The organism is Streptomyces sp. NPDC093586, from assembly GCF_044764905.1.
Lineage (GTDB): Bacteria > Actinomycetota > Actinomycetes > Streptomycetales > Streptomycetaceae > Streptomyces.
In genome coordinates this window covers 154,768-179,637 of the sequence record NZ_JBIWJA010000007.1, presented here as the reverse complement: position 1 = coordinate 179,637, position 24,870 = coordinate 154,768, and the positions used below count along the sequence as shown (strand labels likewise).

Genomic DNA, 24,870 nt, shown 5'->3' with positions numbered 1-24,870 from the left:
CGCGGCACCGTACCGCCCGGCCGGCGCCTCACACCGTCAGGAAGCGCTGCTGCGTGCCCCCGGTGTGAACAGGCCGAACCGCCGGCCGGGAATCGTCATGGCCATATCATGGGCTCGGACGAACGTCCCGGAACGCCCCGGCGCAGCGGGAACACCCGTACTCCTCCGCTCGTCGCGGAGGTCGACCTGATCGTTTCGACATGAGACCCGGCGGCGGTGCCGCCGCGAGAAGAAGTGAGCGACGCATGGCCATGGTGGGCCTGTTCTGGATCGCCGAGGGCGACGTGTACGTGGGCGCGAAGCCGTCCGGCCTGGCGCCCGGGGTACGCCTGACCCCCGAGGGCGTGGTCGCGCTCGGCGACCGGCAGTCCGGTGTCCACCTGTGGGAGGACGTACGCGCCCTGACGGTGACGGACGTCCCCGTGAAGTCCCTCGTGCGGCAGGCCGGCGTGATCAAGGACCTGGCCGTGGGCACGGTGGTGAACCTGGTCCTGCCCATGGGCCCGGGCCGGGTGGACGAGGCCCCGGCGACGATGACGGTGAACGTGGCGGCGTCCGACGGCGACCACGAGCTGACGGCCTACGTGGCCGCGGCCGTCGGCTACGAGCAGGCGGAGATCGACCTCTCCCGCGCCCTCCTGTCCCGCCTCACCGAGGGCGCCGCGACGATGTCCACGACGCTGGCGGCGATGGCGAAGTGGGGCCGTGAGCGAGGGGGCGGGACGCCTCGGGGCGCGGAGCGGGAGAAGCTGCTGCGGAGCTGGGTGGGCTAGGGTCCGTCGTTCGGATCAGGCCGGCCGAAAGCGAGACTGCGCTTTTCGGCCGACCCGAGCGGGGCGTGGTGCGTGCAGCCACAAGGCGGAGGAGGGCGTCGACGCGATGGGGGTCCTCCGCGCGAGCGAAGCCGAGCGTGGGGGAGTCGACAACCGACGACAATGCCGCGGATGCGCGTGCCACGCCCCGCGACGCCGGCATGATCCGAACGACGGATCCTGGGAACTCCGGGCGTCCGGCCCCGTGGCGGACGCCCGTCCAGGAAGTGCACGGTCTCAGCTCAGGGCCGTGGACAGGCTCACCCACTCGTACAGCAGGAACACGGCACAGGCCCCCAGGAGCAGCAGCCAGAACACCAGCGTCGCCGCGTCCTTGCCGAGCTGCGGTTCGGAGGCGGTGGCCTTGTCCGGCTCGTGCGCCGCGTAGTAGACGGGGACCGTGTCGCCCTCGGCCCGGTCCCGGGGGCCGCCGGGCTCCTTGAACCGGATCGCGCGGCCGTCCCGGGTGGTGTAGTCGTACTCGTGCCACTGCACGCGCCGGGCCACGTTGTTGACCATCTGGGTCGTGGCCCAGGCGCGCACCACCCGCGCCGGCGCGCTCAGTCCGCTCTCCCAGGCCTCGCGCCGCTGCCGCGTCCGGCGGACCAGCGCGACCGCGGCCCAGACACAGCCGCCCAGCAAGAGCACCATGCAGATGTGGAACAACGCGTTCATGGCGCTGGGCACCCCCGTACTCGTCGTCAGGACTCACGTCCTCGTCAGGACTCACGTCCTCGTCAGGACTCACGTCCGCCGGCCAGCCGCGCGGCTGTGGCCGTGCCGGTGCACGCGGACCCTACCCGAGCGGCGTCCGACGGCCGGCGCCGCCCCTGCCCGCGCGCAGTGCCCGGGGTCAGCGCGGCGACAGGCTCGAATCCCGGACGACCAGCTCGGGCCGGAGGACCACGTGCTGGTGCCGGTGCTCGTCCGCCCGGTCGCCCGCCTCCTGGAGCAGCAGGTCGGCCGCCAGCGCGCCCATCGCGCGGGCGGGCTGACGGACCGAGGTCAACGGGACGGTCGCCGCGGCGGCGAACTCGATGTCGTCGTACCCGACGATGGCCATGTCGTCCGGGACCTTGACCCCGGCCGTGTACATGAACTGGAGCACGCCGAGGGCCAGCAGGTCGTTGGCGCAGAAGACCGCCGTGGGCCGCGTGGCCAGGCCCAGCAGCCTCGCCCCCGCGTCCCGTCCGGCGGCCACGTCCAGGTGCTCGGTGGGCAGTTCCTGCAACGCGGCGGGGGACAGGCCGGCCTCGGCGACGGCGTTCAGGGCCCCCGTCCTGCGGTCCTGGATCTGCCTCAGCCGGGGCGGCCCGCTGACATAGGCGAGCGACCGGTGCCCGGCACCCGTGAGATGCCGGACCGCCATGGCACCCCCGGCGACGTCGTCGACCGAGACGGAACAGCCCTCCTCGTCCCCCGCCACCCGGTCCACGAGCACGTAGGGAATGCCGTGCCGGCGGAAGTCGCCCAGACTCCGCCCGCTGGGATCGGCGGGCGTGACCAGCACCCCACGGACCCGCTGCTCGGCGAAGAGATCGAGATACTCGGCCTCCTTCCGCGCGCTCTGCGCACTGTTGCACAGCGTCACGGCGAGACCCGCCTTTCGGGCCGTGCGCTCCGCTCCCCGGGCCAGGTCGACGAAGAACGGGTTGCCCATGTCCAGGACGAGCACCGCCACCACACGGCTGCGGCCCGCCCGCAGCTGCCGGGCGGACTCGCTGCGCACGTAGCCCAGGCGCGCGATCACCTGCTCCACATGACGCCTGGTCCGCTGCGAGACCCGGCCGGGCCGGTTGAGCACGTTGGACACCGTGCCGACGGAGACACCCGCCTCCCGTGCCACGTCCTTGATGCCGACCGCCGGCGTGGAGTGCGTCATGTGTGGTGTCTCCTGCTGTTCTTGCCCCGCCGTCGGACCGACGCGGGGTGGTGTTCGTCCTGCAGAGCCGGGACCGCCGGTTCACGCCAGGTGGAAGACCTCGGCGAGAGGACGCATGGCGGCATCGGGCGCCCGCCCGTCGAGCTCCTCGAAGAACTCCGCCATCTCGGCCTGCCAGCGGGCGTTCACCTCGGTCGCGTCCATGGCCGCGCGGGCCGCCTCGAAGTCGTCGGTCTCGAGGTAGCCGACGAGCAGGCCGTCCTCCCGCAGGAAGAGGGAGTAGTTGCGCCATCCCGCCTCGGTGAGGGCGGCACGCATGTCCGCCCACACGTCCCGGTGGCGTTCACGGTATTCGGCGGCCTTCTCGGCGCGGACCTTCAGGAGGAAACAGACGCGTTGCATCGGATCACCTTGCTGCCGTGCGGTGGGGACCCGGCGATCACCGGGGCCCCACCGCGGTCGTCACGGGAGTCGGTACGGGCCGGAAGCCGTCAGAAGTGGTACCGGTCGATGTTGGCCTTCTCGAAGACGGTCGGCTCGCCCGGCGAGACGACGCCGTCCGCGCCCAGGGTGAAGCTCCCCAGATCGCCGGCCTTGAACGTCTCGCCCTGCCGGCCGGTGATCTGTCCGGACTCCAGGGCGACCGCGGCGTGCGCGGCGAGCGCGCCGAGCTTGGCCGGCTCCCACAGCTCGAACGCCTCGACGGTGCCGTTCTTGACGTAGGCGCGCATGTCGTTCGGGGTGCCGAGACCGGTGAGCTTGACCTTGCCCTTGTACTTGGAGCCGGACAGGTACTGGGCGGCGGCCTTGATGCCCACCGTGGTCGGGGAGATGATCCCCTTCAGGTCCGGGTACTCCTGGAGCAGGCCCTGGGTCTGCTGGAACGACTTCTGGGCGTCGTCGTCCCCGTAGGCGACCTCGACCAGCTTGATGTCCTTGTAGGCGGGCTTCTTCAACTCCTCCTTCATGACGTCGATCCAGGCGTTCTGGTTCGTCGCGGTCTGCGCGGCGGACAGGATCGCGATCTCGCCCTTGCCACCGATCTGCTTGGACAGCAGCTCGACCTGGGTGCGTCCGAGGTCCTCGGTGGAGGCCGGGGAGACGAACACCTGGCGGCAGTCCTTGTTGGTGTCGGAGTCGTAGGTGACGACGCTGACGCCGCCCCGCATGGCCTGCTTGAGCGCGGTGCACAGGGCACCGGGGTCCTGTGCGGAGACGGCCATGGCGTCGACCCGCTGCTGGGTCAGCGTGTTGACGTAACCGACCTGGCCGGCGGTGTCGGTGCCGCTGCTGGTGCCGACCTCCTTGTAGCTGGAGCCCAGTTCCTCCAAGGCCTTCTTGCCGCCGGAGTCGGCGGTGGTGAAGTAGGGGTTGTTGACCTGCTTGGGCAGGAACGCGACGGTGAGGCCCTTCTTGGTCGCGGCGTCGGGATCGGCCTTGCCGACCGCCGCGCTGCCGCCCTCCTCGGCCGCGTCGTCCTTGGTGGTGCCGCCGCAGGCGGTGGCGCCGAGAGCGAGGGCGGTGACGGTGGCGAGGGCGAGGGCGGCGCGGCGCGATCCGGCGGAGGTGGCGAACATGGGCGGTCCTTTACCTGTGCGGGCGGGGGAGGGGAACGGCCCGGCGGGCCGGAGCGTTCTGGGCGCGAGGAGAGAAGGGCTACGAGGACGGGGCCGTCGTCGGCGGGGAGGCGGCCGTCCTTCCCCGGGCGCGGGCCCGGGAGACCTGCCGGCCGATCCGGGGAGCCAGGACGGAGACGACGAGCAGGACACCGGTGGCCACGGTCTGGGACTGGGCGGTGACGTTCAGCAGGCTCATGACGTTCTGCATCGTGCCGAGCAGGAACACACCGGCGACGGCGCCGCCGAGCGTGCCCTTGCCGCCGTCGAAGTCGATGCCGCCGAGCAGCACCGCGGCGATCACGGACAGCTCCAGACCCGTCGCGTTGTCGTAGCGGGCACTGGCGTAGTGCAGCGTCCAGAACACGCCGGTGAGGGCGGAGACGACACCCGTGGACACGAACATGGCCAGCTTGAGCCGCTTGACCCGGACGCCGGCGAAGCGGGCGGCCTCCTCGCAGGCGCCGACGGCGAACAGCGAGCGGCCGAAGCGCGTGGCGTGCAGCAGGACGACCGCGATCGCCAGCAGCACGGCGAACGGCACGGCGGCGTACGGGAGGAAGGTGTCCCCGAACCGGCCGGAACCGAAGTCCAGGTACTGGGTGGGGAAGTCGGTCACCGAGTCGGAGCCGAGCACGATCTGCGCGATGCCCCGGTAGGCGCCGAGCGTGCCGATCGTGACCGCCAGGGACGGCAGTCCGAGCCGGGTGACGAGCAGCCCGTTGACCAGGCCGCACACCACGCCCAGCAGCACGCACAGCGGGATGATCGTCTCGATCGCCATGCCCGCGTTCCACAGCGCGCCCATCACCGCGCTGGAGAGGCCGGCGGTGGAGGCCACCGAGAGGTCCACCTCGCCGGACACCACGAGCATCGCCATCGGTAGCGCGATCAGCGCGATGGGCAGGGTGTTGCCGATGAGGAAGGACACGTTGAGGGCGTTGCCGAAGTTCTCGACGAAGGAGAACGAGCAGATCAGCAGGACGACCAGCAGGAGGCCGACCGAGGTGTCCCAGCGCACCGCCCCGCCGGGACGGGCGAGCGCGGGGGACTTGACGTGTGTGTCAGGCATGGCGGGCACTCCTCGTCCGGGCGGCCTTCTTGCGCAGCGTCCCGGCCACCCGCAGCGCCAGGAGCCGGTCGACGGCGATGGCGAGCAGCAGCAGGAAGCCGTTGATGGCGGTGACCCAGACCGAGCTGACGCCCAGGGCCGGGAGCACACCGTTGACGGAGGTCAGCAGCACCGCGCCGAGCGCGGCACCGTGGACGGTGCCCGAGCCGCCGGTGAAGGCGACGCCGCCGACGACCACGGCGCTGACCACCATGAGTTCGTAGCCGCTGCCGGTGTTGGAGTCGACGTTGCCGAACCGGGCGAGGTAGAGGGCGCCGGCCAGTCCGGCGAGCGCGCCGCACACCACGTAGGCCGTCATGATGCGGGCCCGGACGGGGACACCGGCGAGCCGGGCGGCCTCCGGGTTGGACCCCAGGGCGTACATGTCGCGGCCACTGCGGTAGCTGCGGAGGTAGTAGGCGGCGACCAGCAGCACGGCGACGGCGAGCAGGGCGAGGTAGGGCATCACGAGGACGCCGTCGTGGCCGAAGTCCACGAAGCCGCCGGGCAGGTCGCTCGCGGTGATCTGGCGGGAGCCGACCCAGATCGAGTCGATGCCGCGGACGATGTACAGGGTGCCCAGGGTCACCACCAGCGCCGGCACCTTGCCGAGGCTGACCAGCGCGCCGTTGACCACGCCGAACAGCGCGCCGATCACCACCGCCAGCAGCACGGCGACGAGCGCGTTGCCGCCGTCCTGGAGGTAGAGCCCCGCGGCGAAGGCGGAGACGCCCAGCACCGAGCCGACCGACAGGTCGACGTTGCGGGTGATCACCACCATCGCCTGACCGATCGCGACCAGCACCAGGATGGTCGCGTTCAGCAGCAGGTCCTTGACGCCCTGCTGGGACAGGAACTCGCCGTTGGAGAGCTGGGTGGCGCCGAGTATGACCACCAGTACGGCGATCACGGCCAGTTCGCGCGCCTTGAACAACCTGTCCATGAGCCGCCGTGCGGCGACGGACCCGGGTGCGGTGTCCTGTCGCATCGGCTCGACGGTCGTGGTCATGCTGTCTTCCTCCCTCGGTCGGCGCGGCCGGTCGCGGCTGCCATCACGGTCTCCTCGGTGGCGTCCGCCCGGGGGATCTCGGCGGTCAGCCGGCCCTCGTGCATCACCAGGATCCGGTCGGCCATGCCGAGGATCTCCGGCAGGTCGGACGAGATCATCAGGACGGCCACGCCGTCGGCGGCGAGCGAGGACAGCAGGCGGTGCACCTCGGCCTTGGTCCCCACGTCGATGCCGCGGGTCGGCTCGTCGACGATCAGCACCTGGGGTGCCGTGGCGAGCCATTTGGCGAGGACGACCTTCTGCTGGTTGCCGCCCGAGAGCGTCCCGACGACGTCGGCCAGCCGGGCGTACTTCACCTGGAGCCTGGTCGCCCAGTCCACGGCGCGGCTGCGTTCGGCCCGGCGGTTCATCAGCCCGGCACGGGAGGTGGCCGCGAAGCCGGTGAGGCCGATGTTCCGCTCGATGGACATGTCCATCACCAGGCCCTGGGCGCGGCGGTCCTCGGGCACCAGGGCGATGCCCGCGGCCATGGCGACGCTGGGAGCCCCCGTCGGAAGTTTCCGGCCGAGCACCTCGACCTCGCCGCCGTCGAAGCGGTCGATGCCGAAGACGGCCCGGGCCACCTCGCTGCGGCCCGCCCCGACCAGTCCGGCCAGACCGACGATCTCGCCGCGGCGGACGTCGAGGGAGACGTCGGTGAACACCCCCTCGCGCGTCAGCCGGCGCACGCTGAGGGCGACCTCGCCGATCCGGGTCTCCTGCTTGGGGTAGAGCTCCTCCAGGTCGCGGCCGACCATGCGCCGGACCAGGCCGTCCTCGTCGAGCTCGGAGAGGGGCTCACTGGCGATCCAGGCACCGTCCCGCAGCGTGGTGACCCGCTGGCACAGCTCGAAGACCTCCTCCAGGCGGTGCGAGATGAACAGCACCGCCGATCCCTGCTCGCGCAGTGTCCTGACCACGCCGAACAGCCGGGCCACCTCGCTGCCGGTGAGCGCCGCCGTCGGTTCGTCCATGATCAGCACACGGGCGTCGAAGGACAGGGCCTTGGCGATCTCCACGAGCTGCTGGTCCGCGATGGACAGGCCGCGCGCCGGCCGGTCGGGGTCGAGGGCGACACCGAGGCGGGAGAAGAGGCCGGACGCGGCCCGCTCGACCGCGCGGTGGTCCACCCGGCCCAGGGAGCGGCGCGGCTGGCGCCCGATGAAGATGTTCTCCGCGACGGACAGATCGGGGAAGAGCGTCGGCTCCTGGTAGATCACGGCGATCCCCGCGTCGCGGGCGTCGGCCGGACCGTGGAAGTCCACCGGCTCGCCGTCGAGGAGGACCCGGCCGGTGTCCGGACGGTGCACGCCCGCGAGGGTCTTGATCAGGGTCGACTTGCCGGCGCCGTTCTCGCCGGCCAGGGCGTGGGCCTCGCCGGCGTAGAGGCGCAGCGACACGTCGCGCAGGGCCCGGACGGCGCCGAAGGATTTACTCACTCCCTCCAGGGCGAGCACCGGAGTGGTCTCCGGTTCGGGACGAGTCATGGGTTCTCTCCAGTACGTGTGCCGGATGGAAACCGCGCTATGAAATGTTTCAACGGGGTTGCCCGGAAGCTAGCCGCGGCTCGTCCGGGGCGTCAAGGGTCCGGACGGCATGCGGTCGGGAGAAATCGCGCACGCGGTGGGCGAGGCCCCAACAGGCCCTGTTGGGACGCGTAGTCACCTGCCGAGAAGGCTGCCGCGGTGTCGTGTGCCGGCGATCCGGGAGCAGGCCCACCGGGCTCTCCGCGGACCCTTGACGGGGTTACGGGCACGGGTTAGTTTCAGCGACATCCTGAATCGATTCACTCAATGGGTCCTTCACATGCCCCGGGACGGGGCACCTTGCGTATTCAGAGGTGGACATGCCTGACATCACTGCCGTGAAAACCGCACTCGCCGACCAGCGGGTCGAGACGCCTTCCTGGGGCTACGGCAACTCCGGAACGCGTTTCAAGGTGTTCGCGCAGCAAGGCGTGCCACGCACACCGCGCGAGAAACTGGACGACGCGGCCAAGGTGCACGAGTTCACCGGCATCGCCCCCCGGGTGGCGCTGCACATCCCCTGGGACAAGGTGGACGACTACGCCGCGCTCGCCGCCCACGCGAAGGACCGCGGCCTGGAACTGGGCGCCATCAACGCCAACGTGTTCCAGGAGGACGACTACCGGCTCGGCAGCGTCTGCCACCCCGACGCCGCGGTGCGGCGCAAGGCGCTCGCGCACCTCATGGAGTGCGTCGACATCATGGACGCCACCGGCTCGCGCGACCTGAAGCTGTGGTTCGCCGACGGCACCAACTACCCCGGCCAGGACGACGTCGCGGCCCGCCAGGACCGCCTCGCCGAAGCGCTCCGGGCCGTCTACGAGCGCCTCGGCGACGACCAGCGGATCCTCCTGGAGTACAAGCTCTTCGAGCCCGCCTTCTACACGACCGACGTCCCCGACTGGGGCACGGCCTACGCGCACTGCCTCAAGCTCGGCGACCGGGCGCAGGTCGTCGTCGACACCGGCCACCACGCGCCCGGGACCAACATCGAGTTCATCGTGGCGGTCCTGCTGCGCGAGGGGAAGCTGGGAGGCTTCGACTTCAACTCCCGCTTCTACGCCGACGACGACCTCATGGTCGGCGCCGCCGACCCCTTCCAGCTCTTCCGGATCATGCACGAGGTCGTCAGGAACGGCGGCCTGGACCCCGCCGCCGGCGTCGCCTTCATGCTCGACCAGTGCCACAACATCGAGGCCAAGATCCCCGCCGTCATCCGTTCCGTGATGAACGTGCAGGAAGCCACCGCCAAGGCCCTGCTCGTCGACGCCGAGGCGCTGTCCGCGGCCCAGGCCGAGGGCGACGTCCTGGCCGCCAACGCCGTGCTGATGGACGCGTACAACACCGACGTGCGCCCGCTGCTCGCCGAGATCCGCGAGGAGAAGGGTCTGCACCCCGACCCGGTCGCCGCCTACCGCGCCAGCGGCTGGCAGGAGCGGATCGTCGCCGAACGCGTGGGCGGCGAGCAGGCCGGCTGGGGCGCGTGACAGCCCCCGAGTCCCCGGCATCCCCGTCGTCATCCCGTCCCGAAGGAAAGATCACCATGGCCTCCGCCCTCCACCCCGAAGTCGCCGAACTCCTGGCGCGCTCGCACCGCCTGGGCTCGGACCCGCGCAACACCAACTACGCGGGCGGCAACACGTCCGCCAAGGGCACCGCGACCGACCCGGTCACCGGCGGCGAGACGGAGCTGCTGTGGGTCAAGGGCTCCGGCGGGGACCTGGGCACCCTGAAGGCCGAAGGGCTGGCCGCGCTCCGCCTCGACCGGCTGCACGCGCTGAAGGACGTCTACCCCGGCGTCGAGCGCGAGGACGAGATGGTCGCCGCGTTCGACTACTGCCTGCACGGCAAGGGCGGCGCCGCCCCGTCCATCGACACCGCCATGCACGGCCTGGTCGACGCGGCCCACGTGGACCACCTGCACCCCGACTCCGGCATCGCGCTGGCCTGCGCGGTCGACGGCGAGAAGCTGACCGCCGAGTGCTTCGGTGACAAGGTCGTCTGGGTGCCGTGGCGGCGCCCCGGATTCCAGCTCGGCCTGGACATCGCCGCCGTCAAGGAGGCCAACCCGCAGGCCGTCGGCTGCGTCCTCGGCGGCCACGGCATCACCGCGTGGGGCGCCACCTCCGAGGAGTGCGAGGCCAACTCGCTGTACATCATCCGCACCGCCGAGGCCTTCCTCGCCGAGAAGGGCCGCCCCGAACCCTTCGGGCCGGTGACCGACGGGTACGCACCCCTGCCCGACGAGGAGCGCCGCGCCCGCGCCGCCGCGCTCGCCCCGCACGTTCGCGCCCTCGCGTCCGCCGACCACCCCCAGGTCGGCCACTTCACCGACGACGACGTCGTGCTGGACTTCCTCTCCCGCGCCGAGCACCCGCGCCTCGCCGCCCTCGGCACCTCCTGCCCCGACCACTTCCTGCGCACCAAGGTCCGCCCCCTCGTCCTGGACCTGCCGGCCGACGCTCCCCTGGAGCGGGCCGTCGCCCGTCTGCAGGAGCTGCACACCGAGTACCGCGCCGAGTACCGGGCCTACTACGAGCGCCACGCCGTCCCCGGCTCGCCCGCCATGCGCGGCGCCGACCCCGCCATCGTCCTCGTGCCCGGCGTGGGCATGTTCTCCTTCGGCAAGGACAAGCAGACCGCCCGGGTCGCCGGCGAGTTCTACGTCAACGCGATCAACGTGATGCGCGGCGCCGAGGCCGTCTCCTCCTACAGCCCCATCGAGGAGTCGGAGAAGTTCCGCATCGAGTACTGGGAGCTGGAGGAGGCCAAGCTGCGCCGGATGCCCGCGCCCAAGCCGCTGGCCACCCGCGTCGCCCTGGTCACCGGCGCCGGCTCCGGCATCGGGAAGGCCATCGCCCACCGGCTCGCCGCCGAGGGCGCCTGCGTCGTGATCGCCGACCTCGACGCCGAGGGCGCGGCCACCGTCGCCGAGGAACTCGGCGGACCCGACCGGGCGGTGGCCGTCGCGGTCGACGTCACCAGCGAGGAGCAGATCGCCGCCGCGTTCGCCGAGGCGGTGCTCGCCTTCGGCGGCGTCGACCTGGTCGTCAACAACGCCGGCATCTCCATCTCCAAGCCGTTGCTGGAGACCACCGCCAAGGACTGGGACCTCCAGCACGCCGTCATGGCCCGCGGCTCCTTCCTGGTCTCCCGCGAGGCCGCCCGGGTGATGACCGCCCAGAAGCTCGGCGGCGACATCGTCTACATCGCTTCCAAGAACGGTGTCTTCGCGGGGCCCAACAACATCGCCTACGGCGCGACCAAGGCCGACCAGGCACACCAGGTGCGCCTGCTGGCCGCCGAACTCGGCGAGCACGGCATCCGCGTCAACGGCGTCAACCCCGACGGGGTCGTCCGCGGCTCCGGCATCTTCGCCGGCGGCTGGGGCGCCGAGCGGGCCGCCGTGTACGGCGTGGAGGAGGAGAAGCTGGGCGAGTTCTACGCCCAGCGCACGCTGCTCAAGCGCGAGGTGCTGCCCGAGCACGTGGCGAACGCGGTCTTCGCCCTCACCGGCGGCGACCTGACCCACACCACCGGGCTGCACATCCCGGTGGACGCGGGCGTCGCCGCGGCCTTCCTGCGCTGACCCGGAAGCACGCCCCGGCGCCGGTGCGGCACGCGCACCGGCGCCGGGGCGCAGGGCGGGCGGGCCCGCTTCTCCGCCCCTCCCCTCCTGCCCCACACGTCCGACCACTCCTCGCCGCGCACAGCGGAGGTACCACCACGTGACCACCACCCCGGCCTCCTCGGCCTTCCCCTCGGCGTTCGCCGCGGTCGACCTCGGGGCCACCAGCGGCCGGGTGATCCTCGGCCGTGTCGGACCGGACGACCTCGACCTGACCGAGGCCCACCGGTTCCCCAACACCCCCGTCCGCCTGCCCGACGGACTGCACTGGAACCTGCTCGCGCTCTTCCAGGGAACCGTCGACGGACTGCGGGAAGCCGCCCGGGCGGGGGGAGTGGTCTCCATCGGCGTGGACACATGGGCGGTGGACTACGGGCTCCTCGACGCCGACGGCGTACTCCTCGGCACCCCGTACCACTACCGGGACGGCCGCACCGACACCGCCGCCGAGCGGGTTCGGACCCACGTCGGCCCCGAGGAGCTGTACCGGATCACCGGGCTCCAGCACCTGCCGTTCAACACCGTCTTCCAGCTCGCCTCGGCGGCCGGCAGCGCCCAGCTGCGTGCCGCGCGCACCCTGCTGCTCATTCCGGACCTGCTGGTCCACTGGCTGACCGGATCCCTCGGAGCGGAGGTCACCAACGCGTCCACCACCGGTCTGTTCGACGCCCGCACGGGCACCTGGTCCGCGCAGCTCCTGAAGCGGCTCTCCCTCGACCCCGGCCTGCTGCCGCCGCTGCGCCGCCCCGGCGACCCGGCCGGCACCCTCCTGCCGCACGTCGCCGACCACACCGGCCTCGACGCGAGCACCCCGGTGGTCACCGTCGCCTCGCACGACACCGCCTCCGCCGTCGCCGCCGTCCCGGCCACCGAGCCGCACTTCGCCTACATCTCCTGCGGCACCTGGTCCCTCGCCGGCCTCGAACTGGACGCCCCGGTCCTCACCGAGGCCTCCCGGGCCGCGAACTTCACCAACGAACTGGGCGTGGACGGCACCGTCCGCTACCTCCGCAACATCATGGGCATGTGGCTGCTGGAGGAGTGCCGCCGGACCTGGGACGCGCAGGGCCTGCCCACCCACATCCCCGAACTCCTCGCCGAGGCCGCCCGCTGCCGCCCGTTCGGCGCGGTCATCGACCCGGACGACCCCGAGTTCCTCGCCCCCGGCGACATGCCGGAACGCATCCGGGACCGCTGCCGCCGCACGGGCCAGCCGGTCCCCGGCAGCCAGGGTGCCGTCGTCCGCTGCATCCTGGAGAGCCTCGCGCTGGCCCACCGCCGCACCCTGAGACAGGCCGCCGAACTCGCCGGCCGCGACATCACCCACATCCACCTCGTCGGCGGCGGCTCCCGCAACGACCTGCTCTGCCAGCTCACCGCCGACGCCACCGGCCTGCCCGTCATCGCCGGACCCACCGAGGCCACCGCCCTCGGCAACATCCTCGTCCAGGCCCGAGCGGCCGGACTGGTGGCCGACCTCGCCGCGATGCGCCGGCTCGTCGCCTCCACCCAGCACCTCAGGCGATACAGTCCCCGGGGCGGCAGCGCCGCCTGGGACGCGGCGGCCGCCAGGCTCACCCCTGCCCGAACGGAACCCTGATGCGCGTAGCCCTCTTCGCCACCTGCGTCAACGACGCCCTCTACCCGTCCACGGCGATCGCCACCGTCAAGGTGCTCGAACGCCTCGGAGTCGAGGTGGACTTCCCCGCCGCCCAGACCTGCTGCGGCCAGCCCCAGTACAACACCGGTTACCGGCACGCGACCGAACCGCTGGTGCGCCGCATGGCCCGCGCCTTCGACGGCTACGACCACGTCGTGACCCCCTCCGGCTCCTGCGTCGCCATGGTCCGCGACAACTACCCCCGCATCGGCGCCAAGGCGGAAGCCGAAGGACGTGGCCCGGAACTCGCCGGCGCCGCCGCGTCCCTCGTGCCGCGCGTCCTCGAGCTGACCGAGTTCCTGGTGGACGTGCTGGGGGTGACGGACGTGGGGGCGTATTTCCCCCACACGGTGACGTACCACCCGTCGTGCCACGGACTGCGCATGCTCGGCCTGGGCGACCGGCCGCGCCGACTGCTGCAGGCGGTCAAGGGACTGGAGTTGATCGAGCTGCCGGGCGCCGAGGAGTGCTGTGGCTTCGGCGGCACCTTCGCGGTGAAGAACGCGGACGTGTCCGAGGCCATGGGCGACGACAAGATCCGCAACGCCCTGTCCACCTCCGCGGACGTGCTGTGCGGTGCCGACAACTCCTGTCTGATGCACCTGGGCGGCATGCTGCGCCGCCGGGACGCGCCCCAACGGGCGCTGCACCTCGCGGAGATCCTGGCGAGCACGGAAGAGGAGCCGGTGCGATGAGCGGTACGTATCTGGGCATGCCGTCCTTCCCCGAGGCGGCCCGGGACGCCGTGCGCGACACGACGCTGCGCGGGAACCTGCGGCACGCGACGCACACGATCCGCGACAAGCGGGCGCGGGCGGTGGCGGAGCTGGACGACTGGGCGCAGCTGCGCGAGGCCGGGAAACGGATCAAGGACCACACACTGCGCCACCTCGACCGCTATCTGGTGCAGGTGGAGGAGGCGGTCACGGCGGCGGGCGGCACCGTGCACTGGGCCGCCGACGCGGACGAGGCCAACGAGATCGTGGCCCGGCTGGTCGAGGAGACCGGTGAGTCGGAGGTCGTCAAGGTCAAGTCGATGGCGACGCAGGAGATCGGCCTCAACGAGGCGCTCGAGGCCCGGGGCATCCGCGCCTACGAGACCGATCTCGCCGAGCTGATCGTGCAGTTGGGCAAGGACCGGCCCTCGCACATCCTCGTCCCGGCGATCCACCGCAACCGCGGCGAGATCCGCGACATCTTCCGCTCCGAGATGGGCGAGTGGGGCCGCCCGGCACCCGAGGACCTGACCGACACGCCCGCCGAGCTCGCCGAGGCGGCCCGGCTGCACCTGCGGGAGAAGTTCCTGCGCGCCAAGGTCGGCATCTCCGGCGCCAACTTCATGGTCGCCGAGACCGGCACGCTGGTCGTCGTCGAGTCCGAGGGCAACGGCCGCATGTGCCTGACCCTGCCCGAGACGCTGATCTCCGTCGTCGGCATCGAGAAGGTCGTGCCGACCTGGCGGGACCTGGAGGTCTTCCTCCAGCTGCTGCCCCGCTCCTCGACGGCCGAGCGCATGAACCCGTACACCTCCATGTGGACGGGCATCACCGACGGCGACGGCCCCCGCACGTTCCATCTGGTGCTGCTGGACAACGGCCGCACCGACACCCTCGCCGACGAGGTCGGCCGCCAGGCCCTGCGCTGCATCCGCTGCTCGGCCTGCCTGAACGTCTGCCCGGTCTACGAGCGCGCCGGCGGACACGCCTACGGTTCGGTGTACCCCGGCCCGATCGGCGCCATCCTCAGCCCTCAACTGCGCGGCACCGGCAGTGGGATCGACGCATCCCTGCCCTACGCGTCCTCCCTGTGCGGCGCCTGCTACGAGGTCTGCCCGGTCGCCATCGACATTCCCGACGTCCTGGTGCACCTGCGGGAACGGGTCGTCCAGGGCGGGCCGGCCGTCCGGGAGGGCAACCGGGTCGTGTTGAAGCCGGCGAAGGGACACGCCGCCGAGCGGGCGGCGATGCGCGCGGCGCAGTGGGCGTTCACACACCCCGGCGCGCTGCGGGCCGGACAGCGGCTGGCGTCGCGCACCCGCCGCCTGCATCCGCGCACGCTTCCGGGCCCGGGCCGGGCGTGGAGCGGCGGCCGGGACCTCCCGGCGGTGCCCGCGGAGCCGTTCCGGGACTGGTGGCAGCGCACGCGCGGTGGAAAGGACGAGACGAAGTGAGCAGCAGGGAACGCGTTCTGGGCCGGGTACGGCGCGCCCTCGCGGACGTGCCGCGCGACACTCCCCCCGTGCCCGGACGGCCCGGGGGGGACCCCCGGTACGAGCGGGCGGTCGCCCGTGACTACCTGCGCGAACACGGGGACCGGACGGTCGCGCAGACGGTGGACCTGCTCGCCGAGAACCTGGCGGACTACCGGGCGATCGTGCACCGGGCGACCTCCGGCGAACTGCCCCACCTCATCATGCGGTTGCTCGCCGAACGTGGCTCGCAGCACGTGCTCGTGCCGCCCGGACTGCCGCCGGAGTGGATGTCGGCCGCCGATCCCGTTCGGGTGCACGACCGGGCCGTGAGCACGTCCCGCGAACTCGACGGGGTCGAGAGCGTGGTCACGGGCTGCGCCGTCGCCATCGCCGAGACCGGCACGATCGTCCTGGACGGCTCCCCCGACCAGGGCCGCCGCCGGATCACGCTCGTCCCGGACCACCACATCTGCGTCGTCCGGGTCCCCGGCCAGGTGGTCGCCTCCGTCCCCCAGGCCCTCGAACGCCTGGACCCGGCACGCCCGTTGACGTGGATCTCCGGTCCGTCGGCGACCAGCGACATCGAACTCGACCGGGTCGAGGGAGTGCACGGGCCCCGGACCCTGGAGGTCGCCCTGGTGACGGACTGACCGCCGCGCACGGCCCGGAGAATGACCGGAAGCACAGGTGGCCGGCCGAGTCCGTCGCCTAACCTCGTGCGGGGAGACGCCGGACACCAGGCGCAGGCACAGCGGGGAGGCGATCGTGCTCGGCAGGAGAACGCGGTGGTTCGTGGGCGCGACGGTGGTGGCCTGCGTCCTGGTCTTCGGTCACGGTGCACCGGACGACGGCCACTCCGCCGGGGCACCGCGCGCCGACGCCGTCAAGGACGTCGTACCGAACCGGGTCATGACCTGGAACCTCTGCAACCCCTGCAAGGAGAGCAACGCCGACCGGGCGGCGGAGATCGCCGCGTACGCGCCCCAGGTCGTCGGCATGCAGGAAGCGTGCGTGCGCGACGTCGAGAGCATCCGGGACCATCTGGAGAGCCGGTACGGGCTGGTGTACCACGTCGAGTACGGGTCGGTCCTGCGGAACCGGGGACGCTGCGGCGGATGGCCGTGGGATCCGGGGGCCTTCGGCCAGGCGGTCCTGTCGGCGGCGCCGATGACGGACCGCGTCAGCGTGGAGTACCCCGACGGCGGGTCCGAGGACCGGGGGTACATGGCCGTCACCACGACGGTGGGCGGCCGGTCCGTCCGGGTCTTCAACACGCACCTCGCCCAACGGCGCCAGGAGGCGGTCCGGGCGGAGCAGACCGGCGTCCTCGCCGCGGCCGTCGCCCGGTACGACCGTGCCGTCGTGCTCGGCGACTTCAACGCCGTGCCGGAGGCTCCCGAACTCGACCGGATGTGGGACCTGGCCACGGACGCGGACCCCGGGTGCCGTCCCTCGTCCGTCGGCGCCTGCGAGCCGACCACCGACTGGGAGAGCAAGTTCGACTACGTCTTCCTGCGAGGCATCACGCCGCTCGGACACCGCGTGCACCCCACCCCGTACTCGGACCACCACATGCTGCACGCCGACCTGGCCGAGCCCTGACGCGAACTGCCCCGGTCCGGCGGAGGTCGGTGCCGGGCGTCATCGTGCCGAGGCGTGGGCGCTGACCTCGATGCCGGTCCTGCCGAGGGCTCGATGGTGCGTGCCGGTGCTCCGGGGCGGGTGGGGCGGCGGGGGAGCGCCGGCCCAGGAGTCGGAGTGCGCTCGACGGCAAGGGAACGAACGGGCCTGTGGATCAAGGCGAGTCCTGATACGGAACGGGACGGCCGGGGTACCCGGTCCTCCCGGCCGCCGGACAGCCTCAGGGGAGATGAGCAGGCATGGCGTCCGCAACCGTGAAGGTGCCCTCGCACCACGTCACCCTGGACGGCGATCTCACCGTGCCCCCCGGTGCGCGGGGCACGGTGCTGTTCGCGCACGGCAGCGGCAGCTCACGGCTCAGCCCCCGCAACCGCGCGGTCGCCGTCGGTCTGCGCGGAGCGGGATTCGGGACGCTGCTGCTGGACCTCCTCACACAGGACGAGGAACGCGAGGACACCACCACGGCCCGGCACCGCTTCGACATCCCCCTGCTGGCGCGGCGCCTCGCTGACGCCGTCGACTGGCTGGGGCGACAGCCCGGCACGGCCGGTCTGCCCGTAGGCCTGTTCGGGGCGAGCACCGGAGCGGCGGCCGCGCTGACCGCGGCGGCCGAGCGGCCCGCGACGGTGCGCGCGGTGGTGTCCCGGGGAGGCCGGCCGGACCTGGCGGGCGACGCCCTTCCTCTGGTCGCCGCACCGGTCCTGCTCGTCGTAGGCGGCGGCGACGGGACGGTCCTCGAACTCAACCGTGAGGCCGCCCGGCGGCTCGGGGCCCACCACCGGATCCACGTCGTCCCGGGCGCCACCCACCTGTTCCCCGAGCCCGGAGCCCTGGAAGAGGTCACCGACGTCGCCGCCGCCTGGTTCCGGGACCACCTCGGTGAAGGAGCCGGCGACAGCCGCACCCGCTGACACCACGGCGGGCCCGGACGCGACGGGCCCCGTTTCCCTCGGAGGAGAGAGGCAGGCATCAGATCATGCGATTCCCCGATCGCCGGACGGCCGGCCAGGAACTCGGGCTGCGGCTCATGGAGTGGGCGTCCGACGGCGAGCTGTTCCGTCCCCTCGTCCTCGCGCTGCCCCGCGGTGGCGTGCCGGTGGCCGCCGAGGTCTCCCGGGCCCTCGGGGCGCCCCTGGACGTGCTCGTGGCACGGAAGATCGGCCTTCCCGGCAGGCCGGAGACAGGCATCGGCGCGGTCGTGGGCGACGACCCGCCCCTGTTCGACCGGCGGGCCCTGACGATGCTCGGCCTCGACGAGGACCGGCTCGTCCCGGACGTGGCCCGGGAACGCGAGGAACTCAGACGCCGCGCCCTGCTCTACCGGGGCGGGACGTCCACACCCGACGTCGAGGGCCGCACGGTGATCCTCGTCGACGACGGCCTGGCCACCGGCGCCACCGCACGCGCCGCCCTGCGCCACCTCCGGCGGCTGGACCCCGCCCGCCTGGTCCTCGCCGTCCCCGTCGGCGCCCCCGAGGCCGTCGCCGAGATGCGCGCCGAGGCCGACGACGTCCTGTGCCTCCGGCAGCCGCCGGACTTCCGCGCGGTCGGCCTCTGGTACGACGACTTCGATCAGGTCGGCGACGACGAGGTCGTCGAGGTCCTGAACGCACACAGAGCGGCCTCACCCCCCGGCGCGTGACGGTCTGCGTCACCGCTCCCGCCCGGACCGCACCGCGCTCACGCCGCCCACGCGCCGGGTCAGCTCCCGCGCCGTGTGCGCCACGTGGTCCGCGATCCGCCGGCGTTCCGGCTCACCGGCCGACTCACCGGGGAAGGTGACGGAGACGCCCGCGATCGGGTGTGCGTGGTGGTCCAGTACCGGCGCGGCCACGGAGGACAGGCCGGGGGTGACCTCGCCCTCCTCCGTCGCGTACCCCCGGCGCCGCACCTGGGCCAGCAGGCCCCGCAGGGCCGTCAGCGACGCGGGACCGACGCCGTGCCGCAGCACGAAGGCGGACCGGTCCGGGAAGATCGCCCGCACCTGCGCGGCCGGCAGCAGTGCCAGCACCGCCCGGCCGCTGGCCGTCAGATGGGCCGGCAGCCGCACCCCCACCTCGCTGACGAGCGGCGCCCGCCCCGGGGCGCGCTCCTCGATGACGTAGATGACCTCGCGGCCGTGCAGCACGGCCAGGTTGGCGTTGTGCCCGGTACGGTCCACGAGCGTGGCCAGCGGCACCCGGGCCAGCCGCTGGAGCGGCGCCTGACGCTCGTACCCGGAGGCCAGCTCGAAGGCGCTGACGCCGAGGCCGTAGCGCCGCTCCTCCGGGAGATGGACGACGAAACCCTCGGCGGCCAGGGTGTCGAGCAGGTGGTAGGTCGTCGAGCGGGGCAGGCCCACGTCACGGCTGATGGCGGCCGCGGGCACCGGCGCGGCCTGTCGCGCCAGATAGCGCAGCACGGCCAGCACCTGGGCGGCGGCCGGGACGATGCTCATGCGCCGAGAGTAGACCAGGGGCCGGGCGGACCAAGTGTCTGGGTCCCCAGACACCGACAGGCGGCAATGTCTTGGATCCCAGACACTACTGATCGGGAACCCCTCGCGCACCCCGGCCCGCCTGCGGCTTCATGGGGGCATGACCGTTGTTGTTGGTGTCGGCGCGCTCTCCGCCGACGAAGTCGTGTCCGTCGCCCGTCTCGGTACCCCGGTGGCCCTGGCCCCGGAGGCGCTCAAGGAGATCGCCCGCAGTCGCGAGGTCGTCCAGGCCCTCGCCGACGACGCCAAGCCCCACTACGGCGTCTCCACCGGTTTCGGCGCCCTGGCCACCCGCCACATCCCCACCGAACTGCGCGCCCAGCTCCAGCGCAGCCTGGTGCGCTCGCACGCCGCGGGCTCGGGTCCCGAGGTCGAGCGCGAGGTGGTCCGCGCGCTGATGCTGCTGCGCCTGTCCACCCTCGCCACGGGCCGCACCGGCGTACGGACCGAGACCGCCGAGGCGTACGCCGCGCTGCTGAACGCCGGCATCACCCCGGTCGTCCACGAGTACGGCTCGCTCGGCTGCTCCGGCGACCTCGCCCCTCTCGCGCACTGCGCGCTCGCCGTCATGGGCGAGGGCGAGGTCCGCACCGCCGACGGCGTGCGCAAGCCCGCCGCCGAGGCGCTCGCCGAGGCCGGCATCACCCCGGTCGTGCTGGAGGAGAAGGAGGGCCTCGCCCTCATCAACGGCACCGACGGCATGCTCGGCATGCTCGTCCTCGCCGCCCACGACCTGCGCCTGCTGCTGCGCACGGCGGACATCGCCGTCGCGATGAGCGTCGAGGGCCAGCTCGGCACCGACGCCGTGTTCGCCGCCGACCTCCAGGCACTGCGCCCGCACCCGGGCCAGGCCGACAGCGCCGCCAACCTGCGCTCCCTGCTCGCCGACTCGGCGATCGTCGCCAGCCACAAGGGCCCGGAGTGCACCCGCGTCCAGAACGCGTACTCGCTGCGCTGCTCGCCGCAGGTCCACGGCGCGGCCCGCGACACCCTCACCCACGCCGAGCTGGTGGCCGCCCGGGAGCTGGCCAGCGCCGTCGACAACCCCGTCGTCACCCTCGACGGCCGGGTGGAGAGCAACGGCAACTTCCACGGCGCCCCGGTGGCCGCCGTCCTCGACTTCCTGGCCATCTCGGTCGCCGACCTCGCCTCGATCTCCGAGCGCCGCACGGACCGGTTCCTCGACCCCGCCCGCAACCGCGGCCTCAACGCCTTCCTGGCCGACGACCCCGGTGTCGACTCCGGCCACATGATCGCGCAGTACACGCAGGCCGCGATCGTCTCCGAGCTCAAGCGGCTCGCCGTACCGGCCTCCACCGACTCGATCCCCTCCAGCGCCATGCAGGAGGACCACGTCTCCATGGGCTGGTCCGCCGCCCGCAAGCTGCGCCGCGCCCTCGACGGACTCGGCCGCGTCCTCGCGGTGGAGATCTACACCGCCGCCCGCGCGCTCGACATGCGGGCCCCGCTGACCCCGGCGCCCGCCACCGCCGCGGTGCGCGACGGACTGCGCGAGACGGTCGACGGCCCCGGCACCGACCGCTGGCTCGCCCCCGAGATCGAGGAGACCTTCCAGTACGTCACCTCCGGCCGCGCCCTGGCCGCCGCGGAGTCGGTCACCGGCCCGCTGGTCTGACCGGACCGCCGCTGCGCACACCTCCCGGGCCCACGGCCCGGGAGGTGTGCGGCTTTTCGACGCGTGTTCTCGATGAGAAGGGAAACCCCCATGGCACCACGGACCCTGCGGGCGTCGGAGCGGACCCCCGCGTCCTGGAAGAACGGCACGGGTGTGACGACGGAGGTCGCCGTCCACCCGGAGGGCGCGGGGACCGGCGACTTCGCGTGGCGGGTCAGCGTCGCCGACGTCGCGGACAGCGGACCGTTCTCCACGTTCGACGGCGTCGACAGGATCATCACCCTCGTCGACGGACCGGGCATGGTCCTGACGGTCGACGGGACCCCGCACGTCGTCGACGCCCCGTACGAGCCCTTCGCCTTCCCCGGTGACGCCGTCACGGAGTGCCGGCTGCTGAACGGGCCGATCGTCGACTTCAACGTGATGGTCCGGCGCGGCGGGACGACGGCACGGGTCCGCATCGAGCGCTCGGACACCTCCGTCCGGCCCGACGCCGGGACCCGTGTCCTCGTGGTCGTCCTGGAGGGGACGGCCCTGCTCCACGGGGCGTCCGTCCGCCTCGGCCGTCTCGACGCCGTCCTGCTCAGCGACGAGGACCCCGTCGACACCATCGGTGTGGACGGGGTCCTCGCGGTCGTCGACCTCGTCGGCGAGCCCGGGCACTGACCGGGCTCGCCGACGCCGGAGAGCCGCGGCCGCCGGGCCGCGGCTCTCGTCGCTTCTCACGGCCCGGCGGCCTGCTGGGGGGGGCGGGCCCGGTGCGGGCCCGCGGGGTGTCACGCCAGGGCGGTCACCATGCGGTGGATCAGGCGCGCCCCGGCGCGGGCCGTGCGCTGGTCCACGTCGAACTCCGGGTTCAGCTCGGCGACGTCGCAGACCGCGAGCCTGCCGCTCGCCGCCACCCGGGCGCAGACGCGTTCGACGACCTCCATGGGCACGCCGTACGCGGCGGGGGCGCTGACACCCGGCGCGACGGCGGCCGGCAGCACGTCGAGGTCGATGCTCAGGTGCACCACGTCGCAGCTCGCGAGGAACTCGTCGACGAACCTCTCGGCGCGCGCCAGGTCGAGCAGGCCGCACTCGGTGTCCGGCAGATGACGGACGCCGAGCGAGTCCGCGGTGCGGAACAGCCGTTCGGTGTTGCTCGGCTGACTGACGCCCAGCACCCAGTAGTTGAAGTCCCGGCCGTGCCGCGTCTCGCTCTGCGCCATCTGCAGGAAGGGCGTGCCGGAGCTGGGCCGGACGTCGTCGCGCAGGTCGAAGTGCGCGTCGAGGTTCAGCACGCCGAGACGGCCGCCCCCGCGCACCGCCCGCGTCTCGGCCAGTCCGATGTAGCTGCCGTACGCGACCTCGTGGCCGCCGCCCAGCACCATCACCGGGTGGCCGCGGTCGACGAGCGCGGCCACCGCACGGCCCAGGCGCTGCTGCCCCGTCTCCAGGTCGTCCTCGCCGTCCCCGGAGACCTCGATGTCGCCGGCGTCCAGGGCCCGCAGCGGCTTCGGCAGCGCCATCGAGGCGAGGGCGCTGCGCAGGGCGGCCGGGCCGTTCGCGGCGCCCTGCCGGCCCTTGTTGCGGCGTACCCCCTCGTCGCTGCGGAAGCCGACGAGGGCGACGTCGCCCGGGGCCGCCTCGGCCGGGTCGAGGCGCACGGCGTGGTGCCAGCGGAGGTTGTCGGCGCCGGGGCCGTCGTCCCGGCCGGTCCACGGCGCGGCCGGGACGTCCGTGAGGACCTGCGTCCGTGTGGTGCTCACGCCGCGCCGCCCCCGGTCTCCGTCATCGGGATGCGCACGCCGCGCTCCTTCGCCACCGACGCGGCGTGCTCGTACCCGGCGTCCACGTGCCGGATGACGCCCATGCCGGGGTCGTTGGTCAGGACGCGGGCGAGCTTCTGCGCCGCGAGTTCGGTGCCGTCGGCGATGCACACCTGGCCGGCGTGGATGGAGCGGCCCATGCCGACGCCGCCGCCGTGGTGGATGGAGACCCAGGAGGCCCCGGAGGAGGTGTTCACGAGGGCGTTGAGCAGCGGCCAGTCGGCGATGGCGTCGGAGCCGTCGAGCATCGACTCGGTCTCGCGGTAGGGCGAGGCCACGGAGCCGGAGTCGAGGTGGTCGCGGCCGATGGCGACGGGCGCGGACAGCTCGCCGGAGGCGACCATCTCGTTGAAGCGCAGACCGGCGCGGTGCCGCTCGCCGTAGCCCAGCCAGCAGATGCGGGCGGGCAGCCCTTCGAACGCCACGCGCTCACCGGCCATCTTCAGCCAGCGGTGCAGGTGCTCGTTCTCCGGGAAGAGTTCCATGATGGCCTTGTCGGTGGCCTCGATGTCCTTGGGGTCGCCGGAGAGGGCGGCCCAGCGGAAGGGGCCGAGGCCCTCCTCGAACAGCGGCCGGATGTGGGCCGGCACGAAGCCGGGGAAGTCGAACGCCCGCTGGTAGCCGGCCTTGCGGGCCTCGTCGCGGATCGAGTTGCCGTAGTCGAAGACCTCGGCGCCGGCGTCGAGGAAGCCGACCATCGCCTCGACGTGCTTGGCCATGGAGGCGCGGGAGCGCTCGGTGAAGCCGGCGGGGTCCTTGCGGGCCTGCTCGTGCCACTCCTGAAGGCTCACGCCGACGGGCAGGTAGGACAGCGGGTCGTGGGCGCTGGTCTGGTCGGTGACGATGTCGATCGGCGCACCCCGCTCCAGCAGCTCGGGGAAGACCTCGGCGGCGTTCCCGGTCAGGCCGATGGAGAGCGGCTCGCGCCGGTCGCGGGCCTCGACGGCGAGGCGCAGGGCGTGGTCCAGGTCGTCGGCGGCGACGTCGAGGTAGCGGTGGGCGATCCGGCGCTCGATGCGGGACGGGTCGACGTCGACGCAGATGGCCACGCCGTCGTTCATGGTGACGGCGAGCGGCTGGGCGCCGCCCATGCCGCCGAGGCCCGCGGTGAGGGTGATGGTGCCGGCCAGGCTGCCGCCGAACTTCTTGCGGGCGACGGCGCCGAAGGTCTCGTACGTGCCCTGCAGGATGCCCTGGCTGCCGATGTAGATCCACGAACCGGCCGTCATCTGGCCGTACATGGTGAGTCCCTGGGCCTCCAGGCGGCGGAACTCCTCCCAGTTGGCCCAGTCGCCGACCAGGTTGGAGTTGGCCAGCAGCACGCGCGGCGCCCACTCGCTGGTGCGCATCACGCCGACGGGCTTGCCGGACTGCACCAGCAGCGTCTCGTCGTCCTTCAGCGTCTTCAGCGTGCGGACGATGGCCTCGTAGGCCTCCCGGTTGCGGGCGGCCTTGCCGGTGCCGCCGTAGACGACGAGGTCCTCGGGGTGCTCGGCGACCTCGGGGTCGAGGTTGTTCATGAGCATCCGCAGGGCGCCTTCCTGCTGCCAGCCGAGGCAGTTCAGTTCGGTGCCGCGCGGGGCGCGGACGACGCCCGGAGCTGCGGGGGAAACACTGGTCATGGGGACTCCTCACGAAACGATCGAGCCGTTGTCCCGCCATGACACGGCAGCGGCGGACACGGAGCCAGCGGTGTTCCGCGGGTTTCTCGGATCCGAGACCCTTCCTCGCGCCCGGCGGCAGCGGCCCCTTCGCGGCGCGGCGCCCTCGCTTAGGATTCCAGTCGGTACGGGACAGCGGCGGCAACGCGGCGGAGGACGAGGGACGGTGGG

Annotated in this window: 22 protein-coding genes; 12 read left to right on the top strand and 10 right to left on the bottom strand. The window is 72.8% G+C overall.

Annotated features, from left to right (window positions below):
• The first annotated feature begins 245 nt into the window (after positions 1-245).
• Positions 246-773 (top strand): hypothetical protein, encoded by a 528-nt coding sequence (locus ACIRFH_RS10930; RefSeq protein WP_403519049.1) that lies wholly within the window; start codon positions 246-248, stop codon positions 771-773.
• A gap of 276 nt (positions 774-1,049) precedes the next feature.
• On the opposite strand, the gene ACIRFH_RS10925 is transcribed toward ACIRFH_RS10930, so the two are convergent.
• From ACIRFH_RS10925 to ACIRFH_RS10895, 7 genes are all read right to left on the bottom strand, one after another.
• On the bottom strand, positions 1,050-1,487 hold the full coding sequence (locus tag ACIRFH_RS10925) for a DUF3592 domain-containing protein (RefSeq protein WP_403519048.1): 438 nt from the start codon (positions 1,485-1,487) through the stop codon (positions 1,050-1,052).
• 178 nt (positions 1,488-1,665) lie between these two features.
• Entirely contained in the window at positions 1,666-2,694 is a 1,029-nt protein-coding gene (locus ACIRFH_RS10920) for a LacI family DNA-binding transcriptional regulator (RefSeq protein WP_403519046.1), read from the bottom strand.
• 81 nt (positions 2,695-2,775) lie between these two features.
• On the bottom strand, positions 2,776-3,096 hold the full coding sequence (locus ACIRFH_RS10915; protein WP_403519044.1) for an L-rhamnose mutarotase: 321 nt from the start codon (positions 3,094-3,096) through the stop codon (positions 2,776-2,778).
• Between the two features lie 89 nt (positions 3,097-3,185).
• Positions 3,186-4,271, bottom strand: a complete 1,086-nt coding sequence (gene rhaS, locus ACIRFH_RS10910) for a rhamnose ABC transporter substrate-binding protein (RefSeq protein WP_403519042.1) — start codon at positions 4,269-4,271, stop codon at positions 3,186-3,188.
• 79 nt (positions 4,272-4,350) lie between these two features.
• Positions 4,351-5,382 (bottom strand): ABC transporter permease, encoded by a 1,032-nt coding sequence (locus tag ACIRFH_RS10905; protein WP_403519041.1) that lies wholly within the window; start codon positions 5,380-5,382, stop codon positions 4,351-4,353.
• Positions 5,375-6,430, bottom strand: a complete 1,056-nt coding sequence (locus ACIRFH_RS10900; RefSeq protein WP_403519039.1) for an ABC transporter permease — start codon at positions 6,428-6,430, stop codon at positions 5,375-5,377. Before ACIRFH_RS10900 ends, ACIRFH_RS10905 begins: the two co-directional genes overlap by 8 nt.
• Complete coding sequence (locus ACIRFH_RS10895) at positions 6,427-7,956, bottom strand: sugar ABC transporter ATP-binding protein (RefSeq protein WP_403519037.1); 1,530 nt, start codon at positions 7,954-7,956, stop codon at positions 6,427-6,429. The genes ACIRFH_RS10900 and ACIRFH_RS10895 overlap by 4 nt, the downstream gene beginning before the upstream one ends.
• Before the next feature lie 359 nt (positions 7,957-8,315).
• Between ACIRFH_RS10895 and rhaI the strand changes: the two genes are divergently transcribed.
• From rhaI to ACIRFH_RS10850, 9 genes are all read left to right on the top strand, one after another.
• A complete protein-coding gene (gene rhaI, locus ACIRFH_RS10890) occupies positions 8,316-9,482 on the top strand; it encodes an L-rhamnose isomerase (RefSeq protein ID WP_403519035.1) in 1,167 nt (388 codons plus the stop codon).
• Positions 9,483-9,538: 56 nt separating this feature from the next.
• Positions 9,539-11,584, top strand: coding sequence for a bifunctional aldolase/short-chain dehydrogenase (locus ACIRFH_RS10885; protein WP_403519032.1), 2,046 nt, complete (start codon positions 9,539-9,541; stop codon positions 11,582-11,584).
• Positions 11,585-11,723: 139 nt separating this feature from the next.
• Entirely contained in the window at positions 11,724-13,223 is a 1,500-nt protein-coding gene (locus ACIRFH_RS10880) for a rhamnulokinase family protein (protein WP_403519030.1), read from the top strand.
• Complete coding sequence (locus ACIRFH_RS10875; RefSeq protein ID WP_403519029.1) at positions 13,223-13,978, top strand: (Fe-S)-binding protein; 756 nt, start codon at positions 13,223-13,225, stop codon at positions 13,976-13,978. The genes ACIRFH_RS10880 and ACIRFH_RS10875 overlap by 1 nt, the downstream gene beginning before the upstream one ends.
• Entirely contained in the window at positions 13,975-15,453 is a 1,479-nt protein-coding gene (locus ACIRFH_RS10870; RefSeq protein WP_403519027.1) for a LutB/LldF family L-lactate oxidation iron-sulfur protein, read from the top strand. Before ACIRFH_RS10875 ends, ACIRFH_RS10870 begins: the two co-directional genes overlap by 4 nt.
• The gene (locus ACIRFH_RS10865) at positions 15,450-16,124 is read left to right on the top strand and encodes a lactate utilization protein C (protein ID WP_403519025.1); all 675 of its coding nucleotides are present in this window, start codon (positions 15,450-15,452) and stop codon (positions 16,122-16,124) included. Before ACIRFH_RS10870 ends, ACIRFH_RS10865 begins: the two co-directional genes overlap by 4 nt.
• A gap of 115 nt (positions 16,125-16,239) precedes the next feature.
• The gene (locus ACIRFH_RS10860; protein ID WP_403519024.1) at positions 16,240-17,076 is read left to right on the top strand and encodes an endonuclease/exonuclease/phosphatase family protein; all 837 of its coding nucleotides are present in this window, start codon (positions 16,240-16,242) and stop codon (positions 17,074-17,076) included.
• A gap of 278 nt (positions 17,077-17,354) precedes the next feature.
• The gene (locus tag ACIRFH_RS10855) at positions 17,355-18,026 is read left to right on the top strand and encodes a dienelactone hydrolase family protein (RefSeq protein ID WP_403519022.1); all 672 of its coding nucleotides are present in this window, start codon (positions 17,355-17,357) and stop codon (positions 18,024-18,026) included.
• 65 nt (positions 18,027-18,091) lie between these two features.
• Complete coding sequence (locus tag ACIRFH_RS10850; RefSeq protein ID WP_403519020.1) at positions 18,092-18,757, top strand: phosphoribosyltransferase; 666 nt, start codon at positions 18,092-18,094, stop codon at positions 18,755-18,757.
• 9 nt (positions 18,758-18,766) lie between these two features.
• On the opposite strand, the gene ACIRFH_RS10845 is transcribed toward ACIRFH_RS10850, so the two are convergent.
• A complete protein-coding gene (locus tag ACIRFH_RS10845) occupies positions 18,767-19,552 on the bottom strand; it encodes an IclR family transcriptional regulator (protein ID WP_403519018.1) in 786 nt (261 codons plus the stop codon).
• A gap of 139 nt (positions 19,553-19,691) precedes the next feature.
• Between ACIRFH_RS10845 and hutH the strand changes: the two genes are divergently transcribed.
• On the top strand, positions 19,692-21,227 hold the full coding sequence (gene hutH / locus ACIRFH_RS10840) for a histidine ammonia-lyase (protein ID WP_403519016.1): 1,536 nt from the start codon (positions 19,692-19,694) through the stop codon (positions 21,225-21,227).
• 90 nt (positions 21,228-21,317) lie between these two features.
• The gene (locus ACIRFH_RS10835; protein ID WP_403519014.1) at positions 21,318-21,893 is read left to right on the top strand and encodes a HutD family protein; all 576 of its coding nucleotides are present in this window, start codon (positions 21,318-21,320) and stop codon (positions 21,891-21,893) included.
• A 110-nt stretch (positions 21,894-22,003) separates the two neighbouring features.
• On the opposite strand, the gene hutG is transcribed toward ACIRFH_RS10835, so the two are convergent.
• Together hutG and hutU are read right to left on the bottom strand one after the other, a co-directional pair.
• On the bottom strand, positions 22,004-22,978 hold the full coding sequence (gene hutG, locus ACIRFH_RS10830) for a formimidoylglutamase (protein WP_403519012.1): 975 nt from the start codon (positions 22,976-22,978) through the stop codon (positions 22,004-22,006).
• Complete coding sequence (hutU, locus tag ACIRFH_RS10825; protein ID WP_403519010.1) at positions 22,975-24,660, bottom strand: urocanate hydratase; 1,686 nt, start codon at positions 24,658-24,660, stop codon at positions 22,975-22,977. The genes hutG and hutU overlap by 4 nt, the downstream gene beginning before the upstream one ends.
• Positions 24,661-24,870: the final 210 nt, after the last annotated feature.

What these genes read in the sequence shown, in the direction of transcription:
- ACIRFH_RS10930 (WP_403519049.1), top strand. Translation starts at nt 246, where the DNA reads ATGGCCATGGTGGGCCTGTTCTGGATCGCCGAGGGCGACGTGTACGTG.
- ACIRFH_RS10925 (WP_403519048.1), bottom strand. Translation starts at nt 1,487, where the DNA reads ATGAACGCGTTGTTCCACATCTGCATGGTGCTCTTGCTGGGCGGCTGT.
- ACIRFH_RS10920 (WP_403519046.1), bottom strand. Translation starts at nt 2,694, where the DNA reads ATGACGCACTCCACGCCGGCGGTCGGCATCAAGGACGTGGCACGGGAG.
- ACIRFH_RS10915 (WP_403519044.1), bottom strand. Translation starts at nt 3,096, where the DNA reads ATGCAACGCGTCTGTTTCCTCCTGAAGGTCCGCGCCGAGAAGGCCGCC.
- rhaS (WP_403519042.1), bottom strand. Translation starts at nt 4,271, where the DNA reads ATGTTCGCCACCTCCGCCGGATCGCGCCGCGCCGCCCTCGCCCTCGCC.
- ACIRFH_RS10905 (WP_403519041.1), bottom strand. Translation starts at nt 5,382, where the DNA reads ATGCCTGACACACACGTCAAGTCCCCCGCGCTCGCCCGTCCCGGCGGG.
- ACIRFH_RS10900 (WP_403519039.1), bottom strand. Translation starts at nt 6,430, where the DNA reads ATGACCACGACCGTCGAGCCGATGCGACAGGACACCGCACCCGGGTCC.
- ACIRFH_RS10895 (WP_403519037.1), bottom strand. Translation starts at nt 7,956, where the DNA reads ATGACTCGTCCCGAACCGGAGACCACTCCGGTGCTCGCCCTGGAGGGA.
- rhaI (WP_403519035.1), top strand. Translation starts at nt 8,316, where the DNA reads ATGCCTGACATCACTGCCGTGAAAACCGCACTCGCCGACCAGCGGGTC.
- ACIRFH_RS10885 (WP_403519032.1), top strand. Translation starts at nt 9,539, where the DNA reads ATGGCCTCCGCCCTCCACCCCGAAGTCGCCGAACTCCTGGCGCGCTCG.
- ACIRFH_RS10875 (WP_403519029.1), top strand. Translation starts at nt 13,223, where the DNA reads ATGCGCGTAGCCCTCTTCGCCACCTGCGTCAACGACGCCCTCTACCCG.
- ACIRFH_RS10870 (WP_403519027.1), top strand. Translation starts at nt 13,975, where the DNA reads ATGAGCGGTACGTATCTGGGCATGCCGTCCTTCCCCGAGGCGGCCCGG.
- ACIRFH_RS10855 (WP_403519022.1), top strand. Translation starts at nt 17,355, where the DNA reads ATGGCGTCCGCAACCGTGAAGGTGCCCTCGCACCACGTCACCCTGGAC.
- ACIRFH_RS10850 (WP_403519020.1), top strand. Translation starts at nt 18,092, where the DNA reads ATGCGATTCCCCGATCGCCGGACGGCCGGCCAGGAACTCGGGCTGCGG.
- ACIRFH_RS10845 (WP_403519018.1), bottom strand. Translation starts at nt 19,552, where the DNA reads ATGAGCATCGTCCCGGCCGCCGCCCAGGTGCTGGCCGTGCTGCGCTAT.
- hutH (WP_403519016.1), top strand. Translation starts at nt 19,692, where the DNA reads ATGACCGTTGTTGTTGGTGTCGGCGCGCTCTCCGCCGACGAAGTCGTG.
- ACIRFH_RS10835 (WP_403519014.1), top strand. Translation starts at nt 21,318, where the DNA reads ATGGCACCACGGACCCTGCGGGCGTCGGAGCGGACCCCCGCGTCCTGG.
- hutU (WP_403519010.1), bottom strand. Translation starts at nt 24,660, where the DNA reads ATGACCAGTGTTTCCCCCGCAGCTCCGGGCGTCGTCCGCGCCCCGCGC.